Consider the following 25,408-nt stretch of genomic DNA (forward strand, 5'->3'; position numbering starts at 1 on the left):
AGGGGGAGGCGTTACCTTGCCATCCGTCAAACCGCTGAAGCGGCCATGGAGGACCGGAAGATGGACCGATAAGCAGGTGGCTTGCCTGTTAATCTTACCGCCGGTTTTGTTCTTATTGATATTTACATTGTATCCCATTGTCCGGGTGTTCTGGATGTCCCTTTACCATATCTCGATCACGGAGCCTTGGCTGGGATCGCCTTTTGTCGGTTTGGAGAACTATACGACAGCATTCCGTGACCACCGGTTTTGGCAATCGTTAGGATTTACGCTCTCGTTTTCATCGATTACGGTTATTTTTGAGCTTATTATCGGATTGTACCTTGCGATTTTGGCTAACAAAGCGTTCCGGTTCCGGGGATTTGTCCGGGCGGCTATCTTGTTTCCTTGGGCGCTGCCCACGATTACGAACGCCTTGACTTGGCGTTGGATGTTTAATCAGGATTACGGCTTGTTTAATGCGATTCTTCAGGCGCTGGGATTTATTCAGAAGCCGCTCAATTGGCTGGGAGACGGCAAGCTGGCCTTTACCGCGATATGTATAGTGGCTATCTGGAAAACATCGTCGTTCATGGCGATCATTCTGCTTGCCGGCCTGCAATCTATTCCGGGCAGCTTATACGAAGCCGCTAAAATCGATGGAGCGAACCGTACGCAAATTTTATTTCGAATTACTTTGCCCCTGCTTCGCAATGTCATTCTCGTTTCTTTGGTTTTACGCACCTTATCGGCGATGCAGGCCTTCGACTTGATGTACGGCTTGACTCAAGGCGGGCCCGGCAACGAAACGGAATCATTGCCTATGTATATTCACACCACAACCTTTATCGATATGCAGTGGGGCTATGGATCGGCTCTGGGGGTGCTGCTATTTATCGCCTTATTCGTTCTTTCCTTTGTTTATGTCAAAGTATTGTATGATCCCGACCGATAGGAGGGCTGGTGTTGAAGTCTGCGAATAAACTGTTTTTTTATAGTACGGTGCTGCTGCTCGTCGTCGTCTCCTTTTTTCCGTTATATTGGCTATTTGTTACTTCGATCAAGCCGACTGTTGAACTGTTCGATACTCCGCCCAGGTTGATGACCTGGAAACCGGTCCTGGAACATTATATCCGTGTTTTTGAACAGCCCTTCGCGGAATATTACTGGAACAGCACGGTTGTTGCCTTCTATACGCTGATAATTGCTCTGGTATTGGGCTTCATGATGGGGTATGCGTTGTCGAGGCTGCAGTTTCGGGGGAAACCGTTAATTTTAATGCTGGTCGTCACAACGTCGATGTTTCCGCCCATGACGATGGTGCTGCCTATATTTGTAGGACTGCGCGATTTAAGCTTGATTAACACCTACACCGGATTAAGCCTGACGCATGCAGCGTTCGCGTTGCCTATGGTGATCTGGCTGTTGTCTGCCTTGCTGAATGAAATTCCGAAGGAATTGGATGACGCCGCTTATGTGGATGGAGCAAGCCGGATGCAGACGTTTATTCGAATTATTTTGCCGTTATCCGCCCCGGCGACCGTTACTGCAGCCATTCTGGTGTTTGTGCATAGCTGGAATGAATTTTTATTCTCGTTTACTTTAATGTCCAAGGCCTCGCTTCGTACCTTACCGGTAGGGGTCATGATGTTTCAAGGGGAGCACGACTTTCCTTGGGCGACTATATCCGCGGCGATCGTTCTGTCTGTCGTACCTCTCGTCTTCCTGATTTTTTTATTCCAAAAAAAGATTATTGCCGGACTGACGAACGGAGCCGTGAAAGGGTAGCACCATATTACGCGCAAAGGATGATAAACCATGAGATTTTTATTGCTGGATTTGGATTCATTACGCCCCGATCATTTGGGCTGCTACGGCTATCACCGTAATACGTCGCCTCATATTGACAAAATTGCGGAGCAAGGAGTTCGCTTTACAAACTATTACACGTCCGATGCCCCCTGCTTTCCATCGAGGACAGCGCTAATGACGGGAAAGTTCGGCATCCACAACGGGGTTGTCGGTCATGGCGGGACCGCCGGCGATGTGCGTCATGAAGGAGAGCGGCGACAATTTCAAGATACATTAGCCAAGGAGAGTCTGCCTGCTTTCATACGTTTTGCCGGATTAAAGACAGTATTAATAAGCCCTTTCGCGGAACGGCATTCGTCCTGGACGTTTTATGCAGGCTTTAATGAAATTCATAATACCGGGAAATGCGGGATGGAATCGGCCGAGGAAGTGACGCCTGCCGTACTGAATTGGATTGAGCACAATGCCCGGAAGGACGACTGGTTTCTTTATGTGAATTATTGGGACCCCCATACGCCGTACCGGGCACCGGAAGATTTCGGCAATCCGTTTGCTGACGATCCTCTGCCTGCGTGGATTACGGAGGATGTGCTGGAAGCCCATAAGCTCAAGGTCGGACCGCATAGCGCAAGCGAAATTAATATGTACGATAATCAGACCAGCGAACAATTTCCCCGTCATCCCGGAGAAATCAAGGATATGGCAGGATTACGGAGAATGATCGACGGATACGACTGCGGCGTCCGTTATATGGACGAGCATATCGGTTCCATCTTCGCTGCTTTGGAGGCTCAAGGGGTGATGGATGATTTGGTCGTCATCATAACGGCGGATCATGGCGAGAACATGGGCGAACTTGGAATTTACGGGGAGCACGGAACCGCGGATCAGGGTACTTGCAGAATTCCGATGATTATTCGCTGGCCGGGTGTAACACAGCCCCATGTTGATCATGGTTTGCATTATCATCTGGATCTGAATCCAACGCTTGCCGAGCTGCTCGGACGTAAGCCGCTGCCAAGCTGGGACGGCCAAAGCTATGCACCCGCCGTGCTGAATGGCCAGGAGGCGGGCCGCGACTACCTTGTCGTTTCACAATGTGCTCACGTTTGTCAAAGAAGCGTTCGTTTCGGGCAATGGCTCTATATCCGAACGTATCATGACGGGTACCATTTATTCAATAAAGAGATGCTGTTCGATATCGACAACGATCCTCATGAGCAAACGAATCTGGCTGCGGAGCATCGCCAAGTTTGCCGAGATGCGGTATATTATTTAAATGAATGGCATGACCACATGATGGAGACAATGCCTTTCGACGTAGATCCGCTGTGGACGGTTATGAAAGAGGGAGGACCTTATCATGCCAAAGGTTTCTTGCCGAAGTATACGCAGTGGTTGGAGCAGACAGGACGCGGTCATGCTATTTCAGAGCTGAAACGGAGACATCCTGCGGAATTCGGTCACGGCTATCCGAAGCTGTAGGGGCTCTGTTTAATCGTGGAGGATGATTGAAATGAATGCAAAAAAACCGGGCTGCTGCTCGGCCAGCAGAGAGGATTCGAGCTTACCGGATGCTCATTCCTTGCCCCTGAACGTCATACCCTCGTCCAAAGATCCTAAAGAAGGCATGATTTATTTGCCCGGCGGTGAGTTTTTAATGGGAACCGCAGATCAGGAAGGGTTTGCCCAAGATGGCGAAGGCCCCGTTCGTTCGGTTCGGCTGGATCCCTTTTATATCGATCCTTATACAGTGAGCAATGCGGAATTCAAGGCATTTGTCGATGCTACCGGTTATCGCACGGAAGCGGAGATCTTTGGCTGGTCCTTTGTGTTCCACTTGTTCGTTTCCGCCGAAACTGCGCAAGGAGTGACACAAACGGTTCGGCAGACGCCCTGGTGGTGGGCCGTGAACGGTGCATGCTGGAAGCATCCGGAAGGTCCGGATTCTCACATTGATGACCGCATGGACCATCCGGTGATTCATGTTTCCTGGCATGATGCGTATGCTTATTGCCAATGGGCCGGTAAACGGCTGCCGAGCGAAGCGGAATGGGAGTATGCGGCAAGAGGCGGTCTTGTGCAAAAGCGTTATCCGTGGGGGGATGTCCTCAAACCGGATGGGGAGCATCGCTGCAATATTTGGCAGGGCAAGTTTCCGGAGAAAAATAACTGCAGCGACGGTTATGCCGGAACCGCGCCTGTCCATGCTTATAAACCGAACGATTACGGGCTGTATAATGTTTCCGGCAACGTATGGGAATGGTGCTCGGACTGGTTTAGCGCGAATCATCCGGCCGCCCCGCTAATAAACCCGCAAGGTCCGCCGACAGGTCAGGAGAAGGTGCTGCGCGGAGGCTCCTATTTGTGCCACAAATCGTATTGCAACCGGTACAGAGTCGCTGCCCGCAGTAAAAATACACCGGATAGCTCCACGGGGAATATCGGTTTTCGCTGTGCGGCCGACGCCTGATAGGGAATAAGAGCTCCTGTAGAACTCGTGACCATCCGTCGCAAGCCTTGTCTGATATGTCGAAAGCCCGAGACGGCTCTAATGAGCGGTCGCGGGCTTTTTTTTACAAAATTTAGCACAGATGTGTCAAAACCCAAAATAAAACGAAAAGAAAGGAAATCAATGTAATTCATGGCAGTTATAAGTTTGAAGTCCATGAAACCACTATGCTACTCTAATAAAAATAATGGGCCGAATCCAGTTCAGCAGAAGATCTGGTACGGGGGATTCTTTACAATGGGGTGAATGTTCGTTAACTATCGAACTAGGGAGCAGCCTCTTCCGAATCCGTCAACTAACCTCGAAGGCCGCAGGAGGAATTTGATTTGAATCGTTTTTGCAAGAAGCTTATTTGGTCGTGCGCTTTTTCCTCGATCGGACTGCTTGCCATGTTTCATGCGGGAACAGCACAAGCTGCCGCCAATGATGTTAAAGTGCAGATTAACGACAGCCTGGTTTCCTTCCCCGAAGCATAGCCTTATATCGATAACACCAACACTTTGCAAATCCCTTTACGTGTGCTCGTTGAGAAGCTTGGTTACAAGGTCGAGTGGAGCATGGAACAAGCGCAGGTGAAAGTTACGTTAACCAACAACAACAAAACGATCGCCTTGCAAACCGGGGATCGAAAAGCTCTGGTTAATAAAAAGGTTGTCAGCATGGATGCTCCTGCGCAATTTATACAAGGCAGCGTATATCTCCCTCTACGCTTCGTATCCGAGACGTTCGGCTATAGAGTCCAGTGGGATGCGGATAACCGGATTGCTATTATTAACGAAGACGGATTATATCATGCCCCGGCTTGGTATGCGCCGAAGCCAAAACCGTCTGTCACGCAAATTGCCTATAAGTACCTGGGAGTTCCTTATGTATGGGGCGGCCGTACACCGAATGGCTTTGATTGCTCCGGATTTGTGGACTATATATACGGGCTCAACGGCATCGATTTGCCCAGAACATCCCTGGAAATGTATAAGACTGCAGGCAAGGCGGTGAGCATCCCTCAGGAGGGAGATCTTGTTTTTTTTGCGGAGAAAAACAGAACCTCCCACGTAGGGATTTATTTAGGCAATCAACAATTTATTTCAGCGACCAATTCCGGCGGCGTCTCGGTGGCAAGTTTGACAACCGGTTACTGGAGTAAAAAGTATGTAGGAGCTAAACGAGTCACGTCATAATAATCCTTAAGCTCAATCGTAGGGGCTTGCACAGAAAAGAACCTGGCCGTCGGCCAGGTTTTTCATATTGATGGGGTTCATAAGCCGGAAGCTATTCCAAGCTGCAAGCCGTTTGCACGCTAAAAACGGAATAAAACGGACCAAAAGGATACCTTCTTGGCAGCCTGATGACGTTTGGAACGGGAAATTCGGAAAGCCTCCTGGTCATCATGGAACGAATCGGGTTCATCCTTCGTCTCCGATTCCTTCAGAGCTTGTTGTTCGGCGGCTGCGGCTAACTCGATATGCGTCTGACGACATTCAAACAACTGCCGCTCCAAGTCATGAACCTGCTGAGCAAGCAGCAAGTTTTGCTGCTGCAGCTCCGTAATCAGATTATGGAGATATCGAATGGTTAGTTTCGGTTTCTTCGAAGGAGCGGGCGTCTCATGGTTTTCTCTGGGTCCGAACGGCAACAGATACTTCAACTCTTCTTCCTGGAATACCTCATTTGCCAACGTAACGGCCTCCTTTACATAGAAAATGACGGTATTGCTGCTAGTTTCATCTGCTAGTTTAATAGTACACAAGTTTTTCTAAGGAAGCTGTCGAAGCCTGCTGTCAAAAACATGGAAACCTTATCGGAGAACCGCATGGTGTGTACCGTCTTTCGGAAGTGATGCAAATCACTGCCTTTGGACAGCGGAAATGATGTAATAAGCATATAAAACAAGCCCAATGCAGAGAAGGAGTGAATGGTTATGATGTCCGGACTGATATTGGCAGGGGGGCGAAACCGGGGGGCGAACGGAGAAAACAAGGCGTTCTTCATGCTGGACAACATGACGATCGTGGAGCGTCAAATTCGTGAGATGGAAAAATGCTGTGAGGAGATCATCATCGCTACGAACGATCCGCCCCCCTTCCTGCGAAAGGTAGACCGGGGGGTTCGAATCATTACGGACTATTTCCCCGGCAAGGGTCCCCTAAGCGGGATGCACGCGGGCTTAACCTTAGCGCAGCAACCGCATGTATGGGTTGTCAGCTGCGACATGCCTTATATCTCTTCGAAGGCGGCGGAATTGCTGCTCGCCCGTGAGCAGGAAGGGTTTGAAGCGGCCATCCCTGCCATAGGCGGCAGCGCGCATCCGCTGCACGGGGTGTACGACCGCAGCTGCGCGGTGAAGATCGGCGCCTTGCTGGAGCAAGACGAAGCGACGCTCTCCACGCTCTTAAAGCAGTTATACTGGTGTGAGCTGCAGGAGTCCGCTTTTGAAGAGAAAGCCATCGACAGCCGGTTCGTCGCCTCGATCAAGACGAAGGAAGACGATGAGAAGTTATGGCTTGGAGGAAGGCCGCTGTGAAGTCGGCCTTTCATTTCGGTACGATGAATGAAACCTTCGTTCCATGCCCGGGCCTGGAACGGACCGTGAATGTGCCGCTGACGCTGCGGGCCCTTTCTTCCATACTGAACAGCCCGACGCCTTGGGACAAGGTATCGCGGACAAAGCCCTTCCCATCGTCCTCCACATGCGCTTCGACATAGGTATCGTGTTCGAGCAGCTCGACGCGGGCTTCAGCTACATCCGCATATTTCGCGGTGTTCGTCAGGGCCTCCTGAACGATCCGGTAGATGGTCGTTTCTTTATTGGCATCGAGACGTTGGCGCAGGTTGCTGCGGAAATGGACGCGAATTCCGTAATGGTTGGAGTAATTGTCGATATAGGTCCGGAGCGCCGGTACGACGCCGAGGTCATCCAGCACCGAAGGGCGAAGCTCCCAGGCCAGTCCGCGCACATCTTCAATGACCGCGGCTACATGATTGCGAAGCTGCTCCAGCTCGGTCATCCGGGTTTCGCTGATGAGGCGATCCAGCTGGATCAGCAGCGAAAAGATGCTTTGCCCGATGCCGTCGTGAAGCTCCCGCGAGAACCGTCTTCGTTCTTCCTCCTGCACCTTCATCATGTGCGTCATCATGTGCTGCAGCTCTTCCTCGATTTTTTTCAACTGGGTGACTTCATTGCGGATGGCCAAATACTGATACGGAATGCCTTGTTCATTCAAAAAGGGGACGATCGTCGTATGGACCCAGTAATAGGTGCCGTCCTTCGCTCTATTTTTGATCTCGCCGCGCCAGACGTTTCCCGAGGTAATGGTCTTCCACAGATCGGCCATGAAGCTTTTGTCGTGAAATCCGGAATTGATGATCCGGTGGTCCTGGCCGATAAGCTCTTCCCGCTCGTATTTGGAAATCTCACAAAACTTATCGTTAATGTATCGGATGACTCCGCGGCGGTCGGTAACCGCTACGATGGAGGATTCGTCCAATGCAAATTTGATATCAACCAGCTGCTTTAACGAATGCTTCAACGTATCGCGGAAGCCGGGGTCGAGAATGTGCTCGTCCAGATGCTGCAAGAGTCGGTCTACGTCTTGTCCTAGCATGGCAAGGAATCACCTACCTACGTCGATTATTCGAAGCTGAGAAGACCTTTTTTGACGGCATATTTCACAAGCTCGGGTCTTGTTCTGAGGCCCAGCTTCTCCATCACGTTGCTCTTATGCGTTTCCACCGTTTTCACACTGATGACGAGCTGCTCTGCGATTTCTTTATTGCTGTAGCCTTTGGCGATTAACCCTAATACTTCTTTCTCACGGTCTGAGAGCGTCTCGTACGTATTGGTGCTGTCCCCGTGTTTCAACTTCTCCAAATATTCTCCCATCAGACGCTTGGTTGCGGTTGGATACAGGTAAGCGTTCCCGGCGGAAACCGAGCGAATCGCCGTCAGCAGCTCCTCATGCGGCGCGCTCTTCAGGATATAGCCTGACGCTCCGGCATGGATGCCGCGGAACAAATACTCATCGTCATCATGCATGGTTAAGATGAGTACGGCCACATCCGGGTGAAGCTTCTTCAGCTCGGCGGTTGCCGTGAGCCCGTCTTTGCCCTGAGGCATATTCAAATCCATGAGCACGACATCCGGCCGCAAGGCGTTCACGGCTTGGATCGCTTCGTCTCCGTCAGCGGCTTCGCCGATCACTTGGAACTCCGCTTTGCCTTCCAACAGCATTTTCAGCCCTGAACGGACCACCGCATGATCGTCCACTACTAAGATTTTAACCATGATGGATTCCTCTCCCTATCGTCACCAACCGAATCTTCATCTATCTTAACAAAAATAAAAGAACCCCAGCAATAAGCATTCTGCTTGGATTCATAAAGTAGGCTCGAGGAGCGATTGCAGCGTTTGAACATGTTGATAAAGCGTGTCGATGTCGCTGTCCGCGTAAGCTTCGGCCGAGCGTCTTGCGATCAGGAGCACGCCGTATACCGTCTCGCGCATGGTGATCGGAACCGCCGCGGCGGCATGAAGCAGCTCGGAGGCAACGAGGGGACATTCCATCGGCAAGCCGGGCCGGGCAGCCGGAAAATCCGTCCAACGGGTCGTTTTGCCTGTTCTCAGGGTCAAACCGCCCGGACCCAATCCGGGTTTTACAACCATCTGCTTATAGCGTTCGCTGCGATTGCCGAAAGCATACTTCCAGCGAATACGAGGTTCATGCTTCGGCGCGAAAGATAAGGCGGAGAAGTCGCTGGAGGTTGCGCGGCACAAGGCTTCCAGCTCCCCGGTAATGATCTGTATGAATGCCGGCATGTCAGGCCTCCTCCCCCACTGTAGCTTTTACGGTTGAACCGTTTTCATTACCTCCCATTATAGTCTTTCCGCCTCTCTTTGTAATTCAGGGAAAACCCCTAAATGTGTTTCGGGGATCTCCTGATGCCCAAGCGCCGAATACGAAGGTAAAAGGAATGAAATCGGGGTTTTCTGCGCCTCTTCTGACACCGGCATCGGGAGATTCTCCCCTCATAAATCAGGAGAACCCCCGATGTGAATAAGTTGCTGGCCGTTATATGATACCTATAGCGCAAACAGTTCGAAGGAGGACGGCGACATGATGGCTCAAGTCAATCCAACCGGCGGCATTTTGGACGTTATTTCCAAGGATAGTTTCGATAAGCTGCAAAGCATTATGTATATAAAGCAGGTGGAGAAAGGATCTTATCTGTTCTGGGAAGGGGATTCGGCGGAGAAGCTGTACTTTATTATCAGCGGCCGGGTCCGGACGACGAAGACAACCGATAGCGGAAGAAGTCTGACGATGTACCTGCATCAAGAAGGCGATTTATTCGGGCAATTGGATCCATTTCAAGACTCGGTGCATACCTTCAGCGCGGAAGTCACCGAGCCCGGCAAGATCGGCATCATTCAGCGCAAAGACCTGGAGGTGCTGCTGTGGCAGCACGGGGACCTGGCTGTGGAGTTCATGAAGTGGATGGGCTTGATGCACCGCTTGACCCAGACCAAGTTTCGGGATTTGATGATGTTCGGCAAAACCGGCGCGCTATGTTCACTGCTCATTCGGCTCAGCAACTCCTACGGCGTCCTGAAAGAAGATCATATATTTGTCGACCTGAAGATCAACAATTCGGAAATGGCCGATATGATTGGGGCGACGAGGGAAAGCGTGAACCGGATGTTAAGCGATTTGAGAAAAGAAGACGTCGTTGAATATAAAGACGGGCATATTCTAATCAAGGACTTAACGTATCTTCGCGATGTTTGTCAATGCGAGAGCTGCCCGAAAGAAATTTGCCGCATGTAAGAAAGGGGGGCGAGAACCGCCCCTATGATGCCGCAACCAACCTTACAGCCTCGTTGACTTCACATTGTGAGGAAGATCACAGCGGCTTCGCCCGGGAAGAAGTACGGTATAAGTACGTATAAACCTTGATAAAGGAGAGTGCTGCAGATGATTACTTGTGAAAAGTGCGCCAAAAAAACAGGCAAGGGTCCGGTAGGGGAAAGCTGGATTTGCGAGGATTGCAAGGTAGAGCCGCCGGTTCGTGAAGGCGATAACAGGCCTGCAGGCGAGGATCGGGCTGCCGGGGAGCCGTTATAAGCCTGAGACTTTGCAAGGCTCATATAGATGATCGAATGCCGGTCCGGTCGGCACCGGCATTCGCGATAAGGAAGTTTCTGAACCGGGTGCCGCGTCATACCGTCATACCGGCCGGAATCGGGCTGCCTTCAGAAGCAGGAAAGTCATTGGCCGGTTTCGGCTCATCCGGTGATTTAGATCACAGCTGCGCCAGCACCCCTGTAGTACAATAAAGGTGTAGACGGGAAGCAAAAACCACACCACAACGAAAGGAAAATGAGAGATGAAACATTTCCGATCCCGGCGAGAGTCGAAATAATCAAGGTTCGTTTATTGCGCCAAATCACGTGAAAAATTTCACAACGAGGAGATGATCGTCATGTTCGTTCAATGGCTTAGAGAAAATAAATACGCAGCTGTGGTCCTTTTATTCATCCGGTTGTATCTCGGTTACGAGTGGCTCACACATGGATGGCAAAAATTAACGGGGGGATTCAATGCAGGCGGTTTCTTGAATAACGCGGTCGCCAAACCGGTAATCGATAAAGCGACGAATGAGCTGGTGTACCCGACCTTCACCGCTTTCATCAACACCTTTGCCGTTCCGAACGTAAAGATGATTAACTTCCTCATACCGCTTGGCGAATTTTTAGTCGGTCTTGGTTTAATCCTCGGGGCTTTAACTACCGCGGCCGCTTTCTTCGGACTTCTGATGAACTTCATGTTCATGTTCGCGGGCACGGTAAGCACGAACCCGTGGTTCGTTCTAATCGGCGGGATCTTGTTCATGGCGGGGGCCAACGCCGGTAAATTAGGTCTGGATTATTACTTGCTCCCGCTGCTCCGTAAACTTGTCACCCGTAATAAAGCTGGAAAGAAGAATAACCCGAACGGAACCGGAGGCGTAATCAAACCGGCACGAGTTTGATAAGCAGAAACAGGGGAGCAGGTCGACTTGACGACCTGCTCCCCTGTTTCTGCGAACAGCTCGCCGAACGGCAATTCGAGTGTAACGTACTGGCAAGGAGCAGCCGGGCATGTTACACTCAGTTTAACGTCAGTTCGTCGTGCCTGAAAGATTCCATACTAATAGAGAGAAAAGAGCGATCGCGAATGTCTAAACCCTCTGAGACCGAGATGCGTCATAAGCAGGGGCAGATTTCTCCCCAAAGTCAGATGTTATTAATTACAGCCATAGGCTTCGGAGTGCTCTTAAATCCATTGAATACGACAATGATCTCGGTTGCCTTCTCCAGGCTGCAGCAAGAATTCCAAGTGCCGTATAGCGCCATATCCTGGCTCATCGCCACTTATTACGTAGCGAGCGCCGTCGCACAGCCTGTTATGGGAAAGCTGAGCGATATGCTCGGGCGCAAGCGCATATTTCTGCTGGGTCTGCTGCTGGTGACGATCTCGTCGATGCTGGCTCCATTTTCTCCAAGCATCGGCTGGCTGATGGCCTTTCGCGTCATCCAGGCAATCGGCACGTCTTCGCTGTTTCCTGCGGGGATGGGCATGATCCGCAGCAGTATTACGGATAATCAGGCGAGAGCGCTGAGCGTCATGTCGATCTTCTCTTCAACGTCAGCTGCCTTTGGACCTTCGATCGGAGGGTTCTTGATCCAATACGGAGATTGGCCGGCCATTTTCTTTGTGAATTTCCCCGTCATTCTCATATCATTCTTCATGTCCATCAAGATTTTGCCGAAGGACGGCCCTCGCAAACCGATTGCTTCCGGAGGTCTGGATCTTTGGGGAATCGTCTTTTTCACCGCGCTGATTGTGAGCTGGCTGTTTTTCTTTCTATCCTTCGAACAGGGCTTTAACGTCTGGCTGCTTATCGTCAGCCTGGTGATGAGCTTTTTATTTTATCAGTTTGAAAAGCGGCGGAAGCAGCCGTTTATTGATGTGTTTTTTCTGAAAAACAATCTAAACGTATGCATGGTTTATATCCAGTTTATTTGTGTGAATATCGTGTTCTATTCGGTGATGTTCAGCATTCCCTCTTATTTGCAGCAAGTTCGGCACTTCGATGCGCAGCGGGTCGGTTTGATTATGCTGGCCGTATCCGGATTCAGCGTGTTTGTAACGCCATGGGTGGGCAGATGGATCGACAAATCCGGTTCCAAAAGTCCGCTAATCGCAGGTTCGCTATTCGTTATGGCCGGCTCGCTGCTCTTGCTGCTCTTGCACGACAACACCTTGCCCTATGTGATTTTTGCCTTCTTATCCGTATTCGGAATCAGCAACGGCTTTCAGAATCTCGGTTTGCAGACGGCGCTCTATTCCTACGTGTCTACGAAGGAGACGGGAATCGCTTCAGGCTTGTTCATGACCTCCAGATTCATGGGGACGATTCTTTCTTCCAGCTTGCTGGGAGCGATCTTCAGCAGCGAGTTCTCGACACAGCGACTGCACACGATGGCTGCCGTTTGTGCCGTCATCAGCGTGGCTATCCTGGTTTTATCCTTGAAAATGCCGAGCCATCGTCCCCAGACGCCCTACGCCGAATAAGGAAATGAACCCTTATCTTAAACCGTCCTTGTCTTCGTATGATTGCGAAACTTTAACGGCGTCAGACCGACATCTTTAAGAAAAAATTTAATGAAATGAGCAGGGGAGGAAAATTGGAGCTCCTGAGAGATTTTTTCGATGCTCCAATCGGTATCCGTCAGCAAGCCTTTCGCCATTCGAATTCTCACTTTTGTCAAATAACCCCGAGGCGAAATGCCATAAACCTTTTTGAAACAATTCGTTAAATGGGAACGGTCTACATTTAATTGACTCGCCAGCTCACCGATTCTTATGGGGTCGATGGCTCTTTTTTCAATCCAGTAAGCGGCCTCGTGGGCCAAATTAAGCAGTGAGGGTTGAATCGATGGCGGAGCGGCGGATTCCGATTGATGATAGAAATAGTCGGATAACAGACTGATCAGATTCAGAATCGAGGATTGAACCTTCAGCATAATGACGGCCGCATACTTCGATTCAGACGTTTTTTCGGTTTCCGGCGCACTTAGATTATGGAGAAAGTACCCATATTCATCAATAAAGGTATTCACAAAGTTGTGGATACTTTTTTCTTTGTCCTTCTTAATGACAGGGTGTTGGATCAGTTGAAGAATTTCATGTATTCGTTTATCTTCCACTTCAAAATGGAAAACAAACCACTCGGCATCCTCATGAATAGGAGGGGTATGATGGAACATGCCGGGCTTGATGATGAGACAGTCCCCCGTGCCTAATACGTAGGGCTGTCCGTTGACGATTTGTTCGAATTGACCTGAAATGACATACATAAACTCGAAAATCGTATGGCGGTGAGAGCCGTAGGCATATCCTTTATGTCCTATTGTGTATTGAAGGTCCACCAGCCGTATCGAGCCAATCAGGTTCGAGATCATAAACAATTGCTCCACGAAGGATCAGCCGCTTTCTGTGAAATAATTGCGCATACTTATGTAGTTTAACATAAAAAATAACAACAAAAGTATAATTTTTAATCACAAAATCGAATGTTTACTTGGGGCTTGGGCAGCTATTCTTGTATATATAGCACCATTAAACATCGAGGAGTGTAGACAATGAAGGAGCAAATACGCTGCGCGGTCCTTGGACTGGGACGTCTTGGTTATTGGCACGCTGAAAATTTGGCCACAAAAGTGAAAGGAGCAAAGCTGGTAAGCGTTCTGGATCCATTCGAGAATCGGGCGGAAACCGTTGCCCGTGAATTGGGTATAGAGAAATCGGCGAAACATCATCAAGAAGTTTTTGAAGACCCTGCGATTGATGCGGTTATTATAGCAACGCCGACAAGCACGCACGCGGATATGATCGAACAAGCGGCGAAGCACGGGAAACATATTTTTATTGAAAAACCGCTTACCCATGACTTAGAGGAAGCCGACCGGGCGATTCGGGTCATCGAAGAGAACAACGTCGTTTGTCAGGTCGGTTTTATGAGGAGATTTGACAGCGCTTATAGGGAAGCCCGGCGAAGAATACAGGCCGGAGACATCGGAACGCCCCTTTATTTTAAAGGGGTATCCCGCGACCCGGGCTCTCCGCCTGCGGCATTTATCCAAAACAGCGGGGGCATTTTCCTCGATATGTCGATCCACGATTTTGACATCGCCCGATTTTTGTTGAATGCGGAAGTCACTTCCGTCTCGGCGCATGGGAACATTCTGGTCCACTCCTTTATGGAACATTTCGGTGACGTCGACCAGGCGCTTACCTATGTAACGTTCGACTCCGGCGCCGCTGCGGATATAGAAGCCAGCCGGAATGCTTTCTACGGGTACGATATTCGGGGAGAAGTCATAGGCAGCGAAGGCAGCCTGCTCATCGGGTCCTTACGCTATCATGACGTTCAAATACTGACCAAGAGAGGAAGCACCCATGATATTGTGCCCGCTTTTCCGGAGCGGTTTAAAGATGCTTATTTGAATGAAATGAATCATTTCGTCGATTGTCTAAGAAAAAGCGAAGCGCCCTCCGTCAATGAAATCGACGGGAAAATAGCGCTTGAAATCGCGCTGTCCGCCCAAAAATCGTTTGAGACGGGACAAACCGTCCGTCTCCCCGGCTAGGTTGTGCATCCGAAAGGGGATCAAGGCATGAAGATGACAGCAAAGGAGAGGGGAATATGATGAGCGATAAAATAAATTGGGGAATTTTGGGTACGGCGGAAATTGCCGAGACTCAAGTCATACCTGCGATCCAATCGGCTTCCAACGCCACCCTTGCAGCCATTGCGAGCGGGAGCGGGAAGGAGCGGGAGTTTGCCGCAAAGTACCGGATTCCTAAAGCTTATGGAACTTACGAGGAGCTGTTGGATGACCCGGACATCGACATGGTTTATATTCCTCTGCCGAACGGACTGCATTCGAAATGGGTGAAAGCTGCCGCGATTCGCGGCAAACATGTATTGTGCGAGAAACCGGCGGCATTGACCGCCCGGGAAACAAGCGAAATGATCGACGTATGCGAGCGGCATCATGTTCTTTTTATGGAAGCCTTGATGTATCAATTCCACCCGCAGCACCAGAGGGTCAAAGAGATGGTTCGATCCGGCGCCATCGGCGAGGTCGTCTTGATGCGTTCCTCCTTTACCTTTATGCTGAAAAAGCTCGAAGGCAACTTCCGTCTCCATCCTCAGAATGGCGGCGGAAGTATATACGATATCGGCTGCTATTGTATCCACGCGATTAGGGAAATCATGGGCGAGCCTGAGAGTGTCTCCAGCTGGGGCCGTATTTCAGCGTCCCACCAGGTTGATTTGTCAGCTATTGCCATACTTGACTTTGCGAACGGCACGAAATCCTATTTTGACTGCGGAATGAATATGTCCACGCGCCATGAGTATGAAATTGTAGGGACCCGGGGGACGATTCGCGTTCCGAAAGCTTTCATCCCGCAAGCGGACGGCGAAGGCCTTATCCAACTGACGGATCAGCAAGGGAACATGCAGGAGGAAAGACATTACGGCAACTACTATAAGCTCGGCGTGGAGCATCTTTCCAGCTGCCTTCTGGACCGGACCAAACCAAGATACGGCACGGAAGGCAGCATCCGTAACATGAAAGTGATCGATGCTTGTCTCGCCTCTATAGCCAGCCATAACCACGCTCCGGTAAGCATAAGATAAACATCGCGCCGTACGGGCGAATATACGTTAACAAGAAAGCGACCTTCAGCAGGGAAGGTCGCTTTTTTTCGTCACGGCTTGCGGAAACATCAGGTTTAACAGGGAAGCGAAGACGAGCAGAATCGCCGCCGTAAGAAAAGGCAGCGTGTAATTGCCGGTTTGCGTATACAGCCAGCCCGGGAAATAAGCTCCGAGGGCCGAACCGAACTGATGGCCCAAGGTGAGAAGACCGAGGACGAGCCCAAGCGAGTTCGTTTGAAACAGGTCCGCGGTCAAAAGTGTCGTTGGAGCAACCGTGGCGAAATCGACAAGTCCGAACAGAATGGAAAACACCAGCAGCCAAACTGGATCGAATGTCAGGAAGAGAATCGGCAGCGTGGCGGCGCGAATGAGATATAACACGGTTAAAATCATCGCAGGGTTCCAGCGGTCGGCTATTTTACCCGATAGCAGACATCCGACGATATTGAAAGCCGCCAGCACGCTGACCGCGGTTCCCGTTAAAGCCGTGGAGTATCCGGCGCCTCTGCAGTAAGCGATCAGGTGCGTATCCATCAGCCCGGTTGTGGTGTATCCGCAAATGAAGAAGGGAATGAACAGCAGCCAAAAGGATCGCAGCTTCAAGATGTGCAGGGTCGAAGCTTTCTTGGCAGGCTCAAGCCTACTTGGCGCTGGCTCTTCAGCCTGCACGCCCCCCAAGGGAAGCATGCCTTTCTCCGACGGTTTGGAACGATAGAAAGCGAGCAATACGGGACACAGGACGATCAGCATCAAGCCCATATAGACGGAGGTGCGCTCCCATCCGATCGAATGGATCAGAAGCAGGGAAGCGGGTGCGATGATCATCTGTCCGGCACCGAAGCCCGCCTCTAATATGCCGTAAGCGAGGCCGCGCTTGGCGGCAAACCATCGCGTAACCGCAACGGTCGCAACGACGCCGGACGCGCCGCCGAATCCGATGGACGCGGCAACGCCGTATACGAGGGCAAGCTCCCACAAGTCGCTTGTAAAGCCGACGGCGATCGTGCATAGGCCGGTAAATAACACGCTGAATGCAAACACGCGCGTAACCCCGAAGCGGTCCGTCAGTTTGCCGAAGATGGGGACGGTCACCCCGTAAACGATAAAGCTGACGGCGGAAACGAGAGAGATCGAATCGCGGCCTACGCCAAATGCCTGCTGCCAGGGCTCGACAAAGGCACCGAATGATAAACGGACTCCCTGGGCTCCCAATACGCCTGCGAACGACATGAAAAGAATGATCCACGCGTAATGAAATTTTGTCACACGAGCCGCCCCTCTTTCCTTACGCCATATACCCGAGATTTCTGGAAATTTCTTTGGCCGCCTTGATCACCTTGTTTTTGATGGTTGAATGCTGATGCTTTAGAATCCGGTGCTTCGGGCCTACCAAAGAGATCGCGGCGATCACCTTTCCCGTATAATCGCGGATCGGAGCCGCAAAGGAGACGACGTCCTGTAAAAACTCGCAATCGCTGTAGCAAAATTCCGCCTGTTTGATTTCCATCAGTTCCTTTTTCAAGATATCAGGATCGGTGATCGTATTAGGCGTATACGCCTTCAGTTCTTGCTGCAGCAGCTTCACGATAGCCACGCGGTCTAAAAAAGCGTACAAAAGTTTACCGGAGCTGGTGCAATGAACCGGGTTGCGGCGTCCGACATAAGACAGGATACGTACCGGATGGGAGCACTCGATTTGCTCGGTATAGACGACCTCCTGGTTTTCCAATACGGCAATATGGGCCGCTTCTCCGGTTTCATTCACCAGATTGCGGAGAATCGGACGGGCTTCCTTATTAACCTCCAGGTTTGCAATGACAATGCTGTTTAGCGTAAGGATCCGTAAGCCCAGCCTGTATTTCTGGGTTTCGGGGTCTTTGGTGACGAAGCCCTCGCTCGCCAGCGTGCTTAACAATCGGCTAACGGTGCTTTTTCCAAGCTGAAGCTCATTCGCTAAATCGATCACCCGTTTTTCAGGCTCCTCGTTCGTAAAGCTATTCAAGATCCGCAGCGAATTTTTGACGGATGAAAGCGTAGATTCCCCTGCTGGTTTGTCAGGCATACAAATCCCCCACATGGCCTCATTCGTTTGTTGTTGCCTATACAAGAATACGGCACGAATTTTTTTTGAAAACAAGTATAGCATGAGCGGAACGGCGAAAGGAAGGAGAAAAAAATAATAAAGCTCGTTGCATATAGAGGAACGGCGATGTTGATTGCAGAACCGGAAGTGAGTAATATTGAATCATAACCATTGTAAGTGCTTTCATCAAGGTAAATTTAGGGAGGGATCATATGTCTTTGGAAATGGCTATGTTAGCCGCGCACGTTCCAAGCATTTGTCATGAACCCAATACGCCTGACTTCCAACAGGATTTGGTTAAGGGACTCAAGCAGATGCGGGACCGCATCAAGGAGCTTAAGACGGATGTAGTTGTGCTGATGTCTTGTCACTTTCCGGCAACCTTTCATCACTACGTGGATGCAACCCCGAGGCATTCCGGAATCTTGACGGCGATGGAGTGCCCGGATCTTATCTCGGATGTGCCGTATGACTATCCAGGCGATGAGGAGTTGGCGCGCAAGCTGGTGGCTGCGGGCAAAGCGGCCGGTATTCCCATTCTGGAGATCAACGATCCGACTTATGTTTGGGATTACGGTACGGTTGTTCCGCTTCGTTACATGGTTCCGAACCAGGACATCTCCGTCATCAGTTTATCGGTGTGCCTGGCTTCCAGCCTGGAAGAATCGTATCAATGGGGCCTTCAAATCGGCAAAGTGCTGAGGGAAAGCGAGAAACGGGCGGTGTTCGTCAGCAGCGGCGCCTTGTCCCACAACCTGGTCCGGGGCCGTGAGCATATGCCGACCCGGTCGGAACAGGCGATGGATAACCAATTCATCGGCTATTTAATGAATGGAGATTACACCGCTGCCCGCGAAATGTTGACCCAATACGCGCGAATCGCTGGTGTTGAATCGGGAGGCCGCCATTTGGCCGCTTTGCTGGGTGTGCTGGATGATAAGCAGCGCGCGGAGTTCTGGGGCTACGGCCAATCTTCCGGCAGCGCCAACGCCATTATTTCGTTCGTATCTTAAATTATATAGATAGATGAGGAGAATTCGACATGCAGCAAACCAAGGTGAAACCAATCGATTGTTTACATTTTATTAACGGCCAATTTGTACCTTCGCTTGACGGGAAAACGTTCGACAATATCAATCCGGCGACGGAAGAGAAGCTGGGGACCGTTGCGGAAGGTGGAGCGGCCGAAATCGAACTGGCGGTCCAAGCCGCCCGTAAGGCGCTGAACGGTCCTTGGAAGAAGATGACCGCGAATGAACGCATCGCCATCCTGCGCAAGGTAGGCGATCTGATTCTGGAGCGGAAAGAGGAGCTTTCCGTACTGGAATCGCTGGATACCGGCAAACCGACCTGGTTGTCCGGCAGCATCGACATTCCGCGGGCGGCGTATAACTTCCACTTCTTCTCGGATTATATCCGCACGATTACGAACGAAGCGACCCAAATGGACGATGTGGCGATCAACTATGCCATCCGCCGTCCGGTCGGGGTTATCGGGCTCATTAACCCGTGGAACCTGCCTCTTCTCTTGATGACTTGGAAGCTGGCCCCTGCGCTTGCTGCCGGCAACACGGTCGTCATGAAGCCGGCGGAGCTTACGCCGATGACGGCGACGGTAATGGCCGAAATTTGTCGCGATGCGGGCGTGCCGGACGGCGTCGTGAATCTGGTGCATGGCTTCGGCCCGAATTCGGCGGGCGCGGCATTGACCGAGCATCCGGATGTGAATGCAATCAGCTTTACCGGAGAAACGACGACAGGGAAAATCATCATGGCTGCCGCAGCCAAATCGTTGAAACGGTTGTCCTACGAGCTCGGAGGCAAAAATCCGAATGTCATCTTCGCCGATTCCAATCTGGATGAAGTGATCGAGACGACGCTCAAATCGAGCTTTATCAACCAAGGCGAGGTATGTTTGTGCGGCTCCAGAATTTATGTTGAACGTTCCGCCTATGAAGCGTTCCTGGATAAATTCGTTGCCAAAACGAAGGAGCTGGTCGTCGGCGATCCGTTCGACGCGAAGACGAAAGTCGGCGCCTTGATCAGCGAAGAGCACTATGAGCGCGTGACCGGCTATATTAAACTGGCCGTCGAAGAAGGCGGCACGATCCTGCACGGCGGCAAACGTCCGGCAGGCTTGGAGAAAGGCTACTACCTGGAGCCGACGATCATTACCGGGCTCACTCGCGACTGCCGCGTCGTCAAAGAAGAAATTTTCGGACCGGTCGTTACGGTCATTCCGTTTGATACGGAAGAAGAAGTGCTCGAGCAAATTAACGATACGCATTACGGGCTCAGCGCCTCCGTATGGACGAACGATTTGCGCCGGGCGCACCGGGTGGCCGGTCAGATCGAAGCCGGTATCGTCTGGGTGAACACGTGGTTCCTCCGCGATCTTCGCACGCCGTTCGGCGGTATGAAGCAAAGCGGCATCGGGCGCGAGGGAGGCGTACACAGCTTCGAGTTCTACTCCGAGTTAACCAATATTTGCATCAAACTCTAATCAGACAGGTGGTACAATCGAATGGATGGCAAATGGATCAACTATGCAGATCATTTGGAGCAGGCGGTCCGGCAAGGCAAGGGCGTAGATCCGCTTACTTCATTAGACCCCGATCTGACCATACAAGACGCTTACCAGGTGCAGCTTATCAATATCGATAAGAAAGTGAAGGCAGGCAGCGTCATCGTAGGGAAGAAGATCGGTCTGACTTCCTTGGCGATGCAACAGCTGCTGAAGGTGGATCAGCCCGATTACGGACATCTGCTGGACGATATGGTTGTGGAGAACGGCGGAGTCATTCCGTTCTCCCGCTTGCTCCAGCCGAGAGTCGAGGCGGAAATTGCGTTTGTGCTGAAGAAAGATTTGATCGGCCCGCACGTAACGGCGCTGGATGTGCTGCTCGCAACCGATTACGTGCTGCCTGCGCTTGAAATTGTCGACAGCCGGGTGGCCGATTGGAAGATCAAGCTCCAGGATACGGTTGCGGATAACGCATCCTCCGGACTTTATGTCCTTGGGGGCAAACCGGTCAAGCCGGATGCCGTCGATCTGACTCTCGTAGGTTCGGTGCTGTATAAGAACGGCGAGATTATGAATACCGGCGTAGGCGCCGCGGCTCTCGGAGATCCTGCAGCGTGCGTGGCGTGGCTCGCCAACAAATTGTTCGAGTTCGGCATTACGCTGAAAGCCGGCGAAGTGATTTTGTCGGGCGCGTTGTCCGCAGCTGTTCATGCCAAGCCGGGAGATCATTTCCGCGCGCGGCTTGCCCACTTGGGCGAGGTCAGCGTAAGCTTCGAAGGTTAAAGCCATTTGGTTTCAGGACACATAATGAAGGGATGGTGCATGTCATGTCCAAGATAAAAGTCGCCGTGCTTGGTTCAGGCAACATCGGCACGGATTTAATGTATAAGCTTGAGCGGTCCGAAGTATTGGAAATGACGACGATGATCGGGATTGATCCGGCGTCGGATGGATTGGCTCGTGCGAAAGAACGGGGATACGTTGCCATTGAGAACGGTCTGCCGGGCTTTCTGGAAAGACCGGAGCTGGCGGATATCGTATTCGACGCCACTTCGGCTAAAGCCCACATTCGTCATGCGAAGGCGCTGCGAAACGCAGGGAAGCTAGCCATGGATTTGACGCCGGCCGCTGTAGGCGCGCTGGTCGTACCGACGGTCAACCTCAAGGAGCATATCGAAGCGGATAACGTCAATTTGGTCACCTGCGGCGGTCAAGCGACGATCCCGATCGTTCATGCTGTGAACCGGGTGTGTCCGGTGGAATATGCGGAAATTGTCGCGACCATTTCCAGCAAGAGCGCGGGTCCCGGCACCCGTGCCAACATCGACGAGTTTACGGAAACGACGGCCCACGGCATCGAAAGCATCGGTGGAGCGAAGAAGGGCAAGGCGATCATCATTCTGAACCCCGCCGAACCGCCGATTCTGATGCGCGATACCGTTTATGCCTTAGTCGACCCCGACAAGATGGACGAAGAGGCGATTAGCCGCTCGATCGAAGAGATGGTAGCCTCCATTCAATCGTACGTACCGGGGTACCGGCTTCGGACGGCTCCGATTTTTGACGGCAACAAAGTAACGGTGTTTCTCGAGGTGGAAGGGGCGGGCGACTACCTGCCTACCTATTCCGGCAATCTCGATATTATGACGGCAGCTGCGGTCAAAGTGGCGGAAGAAATCGCACGCCACCGTCTGGCCCAAACGACTAAGTAAGGAGGCGAGCTCGAAGATGACGACAGAACGCGATCTACTGATTACGGAAGTGGCCCTCCGCGACGGCAGCCATGCCATCGCCCATCAATATACGGTTGAGCAAGTCGCGAAGGTGGCCAAGGCGCTCGGCGAAGCGGGCGTCCCCTATATCGAAGTGTCCCACGGCGACGGCTTGGGCGGCTCTTCCCTGCAATACGGCTTGTCCCATACGAATGAAATGGAGCTAATTGAAGCGGCCGTCTCCGTCAGCGGCGACTCCAAAATCGCGGTGCTTGTATTACCGGGCATCGGTACGGTCCATGAATTGAAGGAAGCGGCCAAGCTTGGAGTCAAGATGGCCCGGATCGGAACGCATGTGACGGAAGCGGACGTTGCGGCGCAGCATCTGTCCAAGGCTAAAGAGCTGGGACTGGAAACGGTTGGCTTCCTGATGATGTCGCATATGGCGCCGGTCGACAAGCTTGTCGAGCAAGCCAAATTAATGGAAAGCTACGGTGCGGATGCGGTATACATGTTCGATTCCGCAGGGGCCTTGCTCCCGCATCAGGTCAAGGAAAGAGTTCGCGCGCTTCGTCAAAACCTGCAGGTGGACGTCGGCTTTCATGGCCATAACAATTTGTCTCTGGCCATGGCCAACACGCTGGCTGCGATCGAAGAAGGGGCCAAACGCATCGACGGCAGCATCCGCTGCCTGGGAGCCGGCGCAGGCAATACGCAAACGGAAGTGCTGATTGCCGTGCTTGAGCATATGGGCATCCGGACCGGGATCGATCTCTATAAAATTATGGACGTCGCAGAAGAAGTGATTGCGCCGATTTTGCAGGTTCCTCAAGAAATTACCCGCGATAATCTGGTGCTTGGCTACGCGGGCGTATACTCGAGCTTCCTGCTTCACGCACAGCGCGCGGCTAAACGGTTCAACATCGACTCGCGGGATGTGTTAATTGAATTGGGCAAGCGTAAAGTCGTTGGCGGTCAAGAAGATATGATCGTGGATGTGGCCGCAGAGCTGGCCAAACAACGCAACTAAACAAATTCGGGAGGACGAAGATGGATAAGACTGTTATCAAAGACCTCGCCCGCTTCCTGATTAATGCGGAAGTGGAGAAAAAAGAGGTGCTCAAGCTAACGAACGAGCATCCCGATTTGACCGTTGAAGCCGGTTATGCCATTCAAGAGCAATTGGTGCATATGAAGCTGGAAGAAGGCTACCGCATCGTAGGTCCGAAGATGGGGTTAACCAGCCAAGCGAAGATGAAGCAAATGAATGTGAACGAGCCTATTTACGGATATATTTTCGATTATATGGTAGTGAACGGTCAGGAGCTTGCCATAAGCGATCTTATTCACCCGAAGGTGGAGGCGGAGATTGCTTTCGTATTGGGCAAAGATATCGAGGGCCCCGGCATTACGGGAGCTCAAGTGCTCGCGGCTACGGACTACGTGTTGCCTGCGCTCGAGATCATCGACAGCCGTTACCAAAACTTCCAGTTTACGCTTCCCGATGTCATTGCAGACAACGCTTCTTCGTCCAGAGTTTTCTTTGGCAGCACGATTAAGCGTCCCGACAATCTGGAGCTGGACTTACTCGGTGTTACGTTGAGCATTAACGGACAAATCAAGGATCTTGGCGCAGGAGCCGCTGTCGTCGGGCATCCGGCGAACTCCGTCGCGATGCTGGCCAATATGCTCGCAAGAAAAGGGCTGAAGCTGAAAGCCGGACAAATTATTTTGAGCGGCGGAATAACGGGCGCCGTCATGCTGAATGTGGGCGACTCCGTTTCGGCCAAGTTCGATGGACTGGGTACCGTCGATTTTATTGTAAAAGAATAGCAAAGGAATGATCAGATATGCCGATTATTAACATCCAGATTCTGGAAGGCCGTCCGCCTGAAAAAGTGAAAAGCCTGATTGCCCGCGTGACCGATACGGTGTCCGAAGAGCTGGATGCCCCGAAAGAAAATATCCGGGTGCTCGTCACGGAAGTTCCGAAGACGCACTGGGGTATCGCCGGGGTTCCGGTATCGGAGAGACGGAAGTAAAACGTATCCATCAGCTTACCTGGAGGTCTTGAAGATGTACGATGTTCATACGCATTTTATCCCTCCCGACGTGCTGCGGTGGCTGCAAGAGAACAAGGCTTCGGTTAACGCCAGCTGGATCAAGAAGGACCCGAACAAAGCCGAGTTCCTGAGCGTCAACGGAAACTGGGAATTCGAGCTGAAGGAAGCGTTCGTGAATCCGCTTCTATATTTGGAAGAGCAGGGGAAGCAAGGGGTTGTCCACTCCTTGGTTTCCCCGATCCCCCAGCTGTTTCTGTATGATTTCCCAGCGGACATCACCAAGGAGCTGGCTGCCGTTTATAACGATAGCTTGGCGGAGTGGGCGCGGAGCCATCCGGGCCGACTATCTGGACTGGCTACGCTGCCGATGAACGATCCGGAGGCGGCTGCCCGGGAATTGGAGCGGGCCATGGACGGCGGACTTCAGGGAGCCATCCTGGCCTCCTCCTGGTCCGGCCACCTGTTAAGCGAAGAGCGCTTCACTCCTTTCTGGGAAGCGGCCAACCGGCGGAAAGCCGTCGTATTCGTTCATCCCTTGTTGTGCACCGATCCGCGATTAAGCAAACGGATGATGCCCAACCTGATCGGCGTACCGTGGGAAACGACCGTTAGCGCCACGGACCTGCTGCTGAGCGGGACGCTTGAACGTTACCCGGACGCCAAAGTACTGCTTGCGCACGGCGGAGGCTTTCTTCCTTACCAAATCGGAAGGCTGGCCAAAGGGTATGAGAAGTGGGGCGGGGCATTCGCCCACCTGCAGCAATCGCCGCAGGAGCAGATCCGGCGATTCTGGTATGATACGGTGCTCTGGAATCCCGATGGATTGAACTACTTGGTGGAATTGGTCGGAGAGGATCGGGTTGTGCCGGGCACGGATTATCCGTTCGACTTATGTGAGTGGCCTCCGGCAATCAACGGAGCGAAAGGTTTTCAATCCCTGATGAACAAATAATA

29 protein-coding genes and 1 riboswitch are annotated in these 25,408 nt (G+C 51.7%); of the genes, 21 read left to right on the plus strand and 8 right to left on the minus strand.

Translation table 11 applies throughout. The features are described from left to right. The first annotated feature begins 16 nt into the window (after positions 1-16). The 6 genes from ACZ439_RS21550 to ACZ439_RS21575 all read left to right on the plus strand — a co-directional run bounded on the left by ACZ439_RS21550 (position 17) and on the right by ACZ439_RS21575 (position 5,481). Positions 17-934, plus strand: a complete 918-nt coding sequence (locus ACZ439_RS21550; protein WP_464620193.1) for a carbohydrate ABC transporter permease — start codon at positions 17-19, stop codon at positions 932-934. Positions 935-945: 11 nt separating this feature from the next. Then, on the plus strand, positions 946-1,767 hold the full coding sequence (locus ACZ439_RS21555) for a carbohydrate ABC transporter permease (protein ID WP_141334479.1): 822 nt from the start codon (positions 946-948) through the stop codon (positions 1,765-1,767). 30 nt (positions 1,768-1,797) lie between these two features. Then, on the plus strand, positions 1,798-3,276 hold the full coding sequence (locus ACZ439_RS21560) for a sulfatase family protein (protein WP_464620194.1): 1,479 nt from the start codon (positions 1,798-1,800) through the stop codon (positions 3,274-3,276). 31 nt (positions 3,277-3,307) lie between these two features. After that, entirely contained in the window at positions 3,308-4,264 is a 957-nt protein-coding gene (locus ACZ439_RS21565) for a formylglycine-generating enzyme family protein (protein WP_464620195.1), read from the plus strand. Positions 4,265-4,483: 219 nt separating this feature from the next. Beyond that, positions 4,484-4,628: riboswitch (cyclic di-AMP (ydaO/yuaA leader) on the plus strand. Between the two features lies 1 nt (position 4,629). Continuing rightward, positions 4,630-4,779, plus strand: coding sequence for a hypothetical protein (locus ACZ439_RS21570; protein ID WP_464620196.1), 150 nt, complete (start codon positions 4,630-4,632; stop codon positions 4,777-4,779). A gap of 42 nt (positions 4,780-4,821) precedes the next feature. Next, positions 4,822-5,481 carry a C40 family peptidase gene (locus ACZ439_RS21575; protein ID WP_464621158.1) on the plus strand — a complete coding sequence of 220 codons (660 nt, stop codon included), beginning with the start codon at positions 4,822-4,824 and terminating at the stop codon, positions 5,479-5,481. A gap of 119 nt (positions 5,482-5,600) precedes the next feature. Here ACZ439_RS21575 and ACZ439_RS21580 read toward each other — a convergent pair whose 3' ends face one another. Further along, the gene (locus ACZ439_RS21580) at positions 5,601-5,978 is read right to left on the minus strand and encodes a hypothetical protein (protein ID WP_054795651.1); all 378 of its coding nucleotides are present in this window, start codon (positions 5,976-5,978) and stop codon (positions 5,601-5,603) included. Between the two features lie 243 nt (positions 5,979-6,221). Between ACZ439_RS21580 and mobA the strand changes: the two genes are divergently transcribed. Beyond that, positions 6,222-6,824 carry a molybdenum cofactor guanylyltransferase gene (gene mobA, locus ACZ439_RS21585; RefSeq protein ID WP_054795652.1) on the plus strand — a complete coding sequence of 201 codons (603 nt, stop codon included), beginning with the start codon at positions 6,222-6,224 and terminating at the stop codon, positions 6,822-6,824. A gap of 10 nt (positions 6,825-6,834) precedes the next feature. On the opposite strand, the gene ACZ439_RS21590 is transcribed toward mobA, so the two are convergent. From ACZ439_RS21590 to ACZ439_RS21605, 4 genes are all read right to left on the minus strand, one after another. Beyond that, positions 6,835-7,905 carry a PAS domain-containing sensor histidine kinase gene (locus ACZ439_RS21590; RefSeq protein ID WP_464620197.1) on the minus strand — a complete coding sequence of 357 codons (1,071 nt, stop codon included), beginning with the start codon at positions 7,903-7,905 and terminating at the stop codon, positions 6,835-6,837. A gap of 26 nt (positions 7,906-7,931) precedes the next feature. Further along, the gene (locus tag ACZ439_RS21595) at positions 7,932-8,585 is read right to left on the minus strand and encodes a response regulator (protein ID WP_127609336.1); all 654 of its coding nucleotides are present in this window, start codon (positions 8,583-8,585) and stop codon (positions 7,932-7,934) included. Between the two features lie 90 nt (positions 8,586-8,675). Next, on the minus strand, positions 8,676-9,116 hold the full coding sequence (locus ACZ439_RS21600) for a GAF domain-containing protein (RefSeq protein WP_054795654.1): 441 nt from the start codon (positions 9,114-9,116) through the stop codon (positions 8,676-8,678). 57 nt (positions 9,117-9,173) lie between these two features. After that, positions 9,174-9,311 carry a hypothetical protein gene (locus ACZ439_RS21605; protein ID WP_464620198.1) on the minus strand — a complete coding sequence of 46 codons (138 nt, stop codon included), beginning with the start codon at positions 9,309-9,311 and terminating at the stop codon, positions 9,174-9,176. A 103-nt stretch (positions 9,312-9,414) separates the two neighbouring features. On the opposite strand from ACZ439_RS21605, the gene ACZ439_RS21610 reads away from it, so the two are divergent. From ACZ439_RS21610 to ACZ439_RS21625, 4 genes are all read left to right on the plus strand, one after another. Next, on the plus strand, positions 9,415-10,125 hold the full coding sequence (locus ACZ439_RS21610; protein WP_054795655.1) for a Crp/Fnr family transcriptional regulator: 711 nt from the start codon (positions 9,415-9,417) through the stop codon (positions 10,123-10,125). Between the two features lie 147 nt (positions 10,126-10,272). Then, complete coding sequence (locus ACZ439_RS21615; RefSeq protein ID WP_181410081.1) at positions 10,273-10,422, plus strand: hypothetical protein; 150 nt, start codon at positions 10,273-10,275, stop codon at positions 10,420-10,422. 358 nt (positions 10,423-10,780) lie between these two features. Then, positions 10,781-11,329 carry a DoxX family protein gene (locus ACZ439_RS21620; protein ID WP_054795713.1) on the plus strand — a complete coding sequence of 183 codons (549 nt, stop codon included), beginning with the start codon at positions 10,781-10,783 and terminating at the stop codon, positions 11,327-11,329. A 185-nt stretch (positions 11,330-11,514) separates the two neighbouring features. Next, positions 11,515-12,915 (plus strand): MFS transporter, encoded by a 1,401-nt coding sequence (locus ACZ439_RS21625; protein ID WP_127609332.1) that lies wholly within the window; start codon positions 11,515-11,517, stop codon positions 12,913-12,915. Positions 12,916-12,932: 17 nt separating this feature from the next. Here ACZ439_RS21625 and ACZ439_RS21630 read toward each other — a convergent pair whose 3' ends face one another. Further along, complete coding sequence (locus tag ACZ439_RS21630) at positions 12,933-13,805, minus strand: AraC family transcriptional regulator (RefSeq protein WP_127609330.1); 873 nt, start codon at positions 13,803-13,805, stop codon at positions 12,933-12,935. A gap of 180 nt (positions 13,806-13,985) precedes the next feature. On the opposite strand from ACZ439_RS21630, the gene iolG reads away from it, so the two are divergent. After that, positions 13,986-14,993 (plus strand): inositol 2-dehydrogenase, encoded by a 1,008-nt coding sequence (gene iolG, locus ACZ439_RS21635; protein ID WP_464620199.1) that lies wholly within the window; start codon positions 13,986-13,988, stop codon positions 14,991-14,993. Positions 14,994-15,052: 59 nt separating this feature from the next. Then, on the plus strand, positions 15,053-16,051 hold the full coding sequence (locus ACZ439_RS21640) for a Gfo/Idh/MocA family protein (protein WP_054795714.1): 999 nt from the start codon (positions 15,053-15,055) through the stop codon (positions 16,049-16,051). Positions 16,052-16,096: 45 nt separating this feature from the next. Here ACZ439_RS21640 and ACZ439_RS21645 read toward each other — a convergent pair whose 3' ends face one another. After that, the gene (locus ACZ439_RS21645; RefSeq protein ID WP_236595839.1) at positions 16,097-17,338 is read right to left on the minus strand and encodes an MFS transporter; all 1,242 of its coding nucleotides are present in this window, start codon (positions 17,336-17,338) and stop codon (positions 16,097-16,099) included. Between the two features lie 19 nt (positions 17,339-17,357). Then, a complete protein-coding gene (locus ACZ439_RS21650; protein ID WP_127607568.1) occupies positions 17,358-18,134 on the minus strand; it encodes an IclR family transcriptional regulator in 777 nt (258 codons plus the stop codon). Between the two features lie 233 nt (positions 18,135-18,367). Between ACZ439_RS21650 and ACZ439_RS21655 the strand changes: the two genes are divergently transcribed. From ACZ439_RS21655 to ACZ439_RS21690, 8 genes are read left to right on the plus strand one after another with little or no spacing between them, the layout of a single operon-like run. Beyond that, a complete protein-coding gene (locus ACZ439_RS21655) occupies positions 18,368-19,168 on the plus strand; it encodes a DODA-type extradiol aromatic ring-opening family dioxygenase (protein ID WP_054795660.1) in 801 nt (266 codons plus the stop codon). A 29-nt stretch (positions 19,169-19,197) separates the two neighbouring features. Next, entirely contained in the window at positions 19,198-20,658 is a 1,461-nt protein-coding gene (locus ACZ439_RS21660; protein ID WP_054795661.1) for an aldehyde dehydrogenase, read from the plus strand. A gap of 21 nt (positions 20,659-20,679) precedes the next feature. Beyond that, positions 20,680-21,462 (plus strand): 2-keto-4-pentenoate hydratase, encoded by a 783-nt coding sequence (locus ACZ439_RS21665; protein ID WP_054795662.1) that lies wholly within the window; start codon positions 20,680-20,682, stop codon positions 21,460-21,462. Between the two features lie 44 nt (positions 21,463-21,506). After that, on the plus strand, positions 21,507-22,391 hold the full coding sequence (locus ACZ439_RS21670) for an acetaldehyde dehydrogenase (acetylating) (RefSeq protein WP_054799046.1): 885 nt from the start codon (positions 21,507-21,509) through the stop codon (positions 22,389-22,391). A gap of 16 nt (positions 22,392-22,407) precedes the next feature. Next, positions 22,408-23,421 (plus strand): 4-hydroxy-2-oxovalerate aldolase, encoded by a 1,014-nt coding sequence (gene dmpG, locus ACZ439_RS21675; protein WP_054795663.1) that lies wholly within the window; start codon positions 22,408-22,410, stop codon positions 23,419-23,421. A 20-nt stretch (positions 23,422-23,441) separates the two neighbouring features. After that, positions 23,442-24,224 carry a 2-keto-4-pentenoate hydratase gene (locus ACZ439_RS21680; protein ID WP_127607564.1) on the plus strand — a complete coding sequence of 261 codons (783 nt, stop codon included), beginning with the start codon at positions 23,442-23,444 and terminating at the stop codon, positions 24,222-24,224. Between the two features lie 17 nt (positions 24,225-24,241). Then, on the plus strand, positions 24,242-24,433 hold the full coding sequence (locus ACZ439_RS21685) for a 4-oxalocrotonate tautomerase (protein WP_127607562.1): 192 nt from the start codon (positions 24,242-24,244) through the stop codon (positions 24,431-24,433). Positions 24,434-24,467: 34 nt separating this feature from the next. Next, the gene (locus tag ACZ439_RS21690; protein WP_054799009.1) at positions 24,468-25,406 is read left to right on the plus strand and encodes an amidohydrolase family protein; all 939 of its coding nucleotides are present in this window, start codon (positions 24,468-24,470) and stop codon (positions 25,404-25,406) included. Positions 25,407-25,408 lie beyond the last annotated feature (2 nt).

This window comes from Paenibacillus sp. JCM 9796 (genome assembly GCF_055379675.1).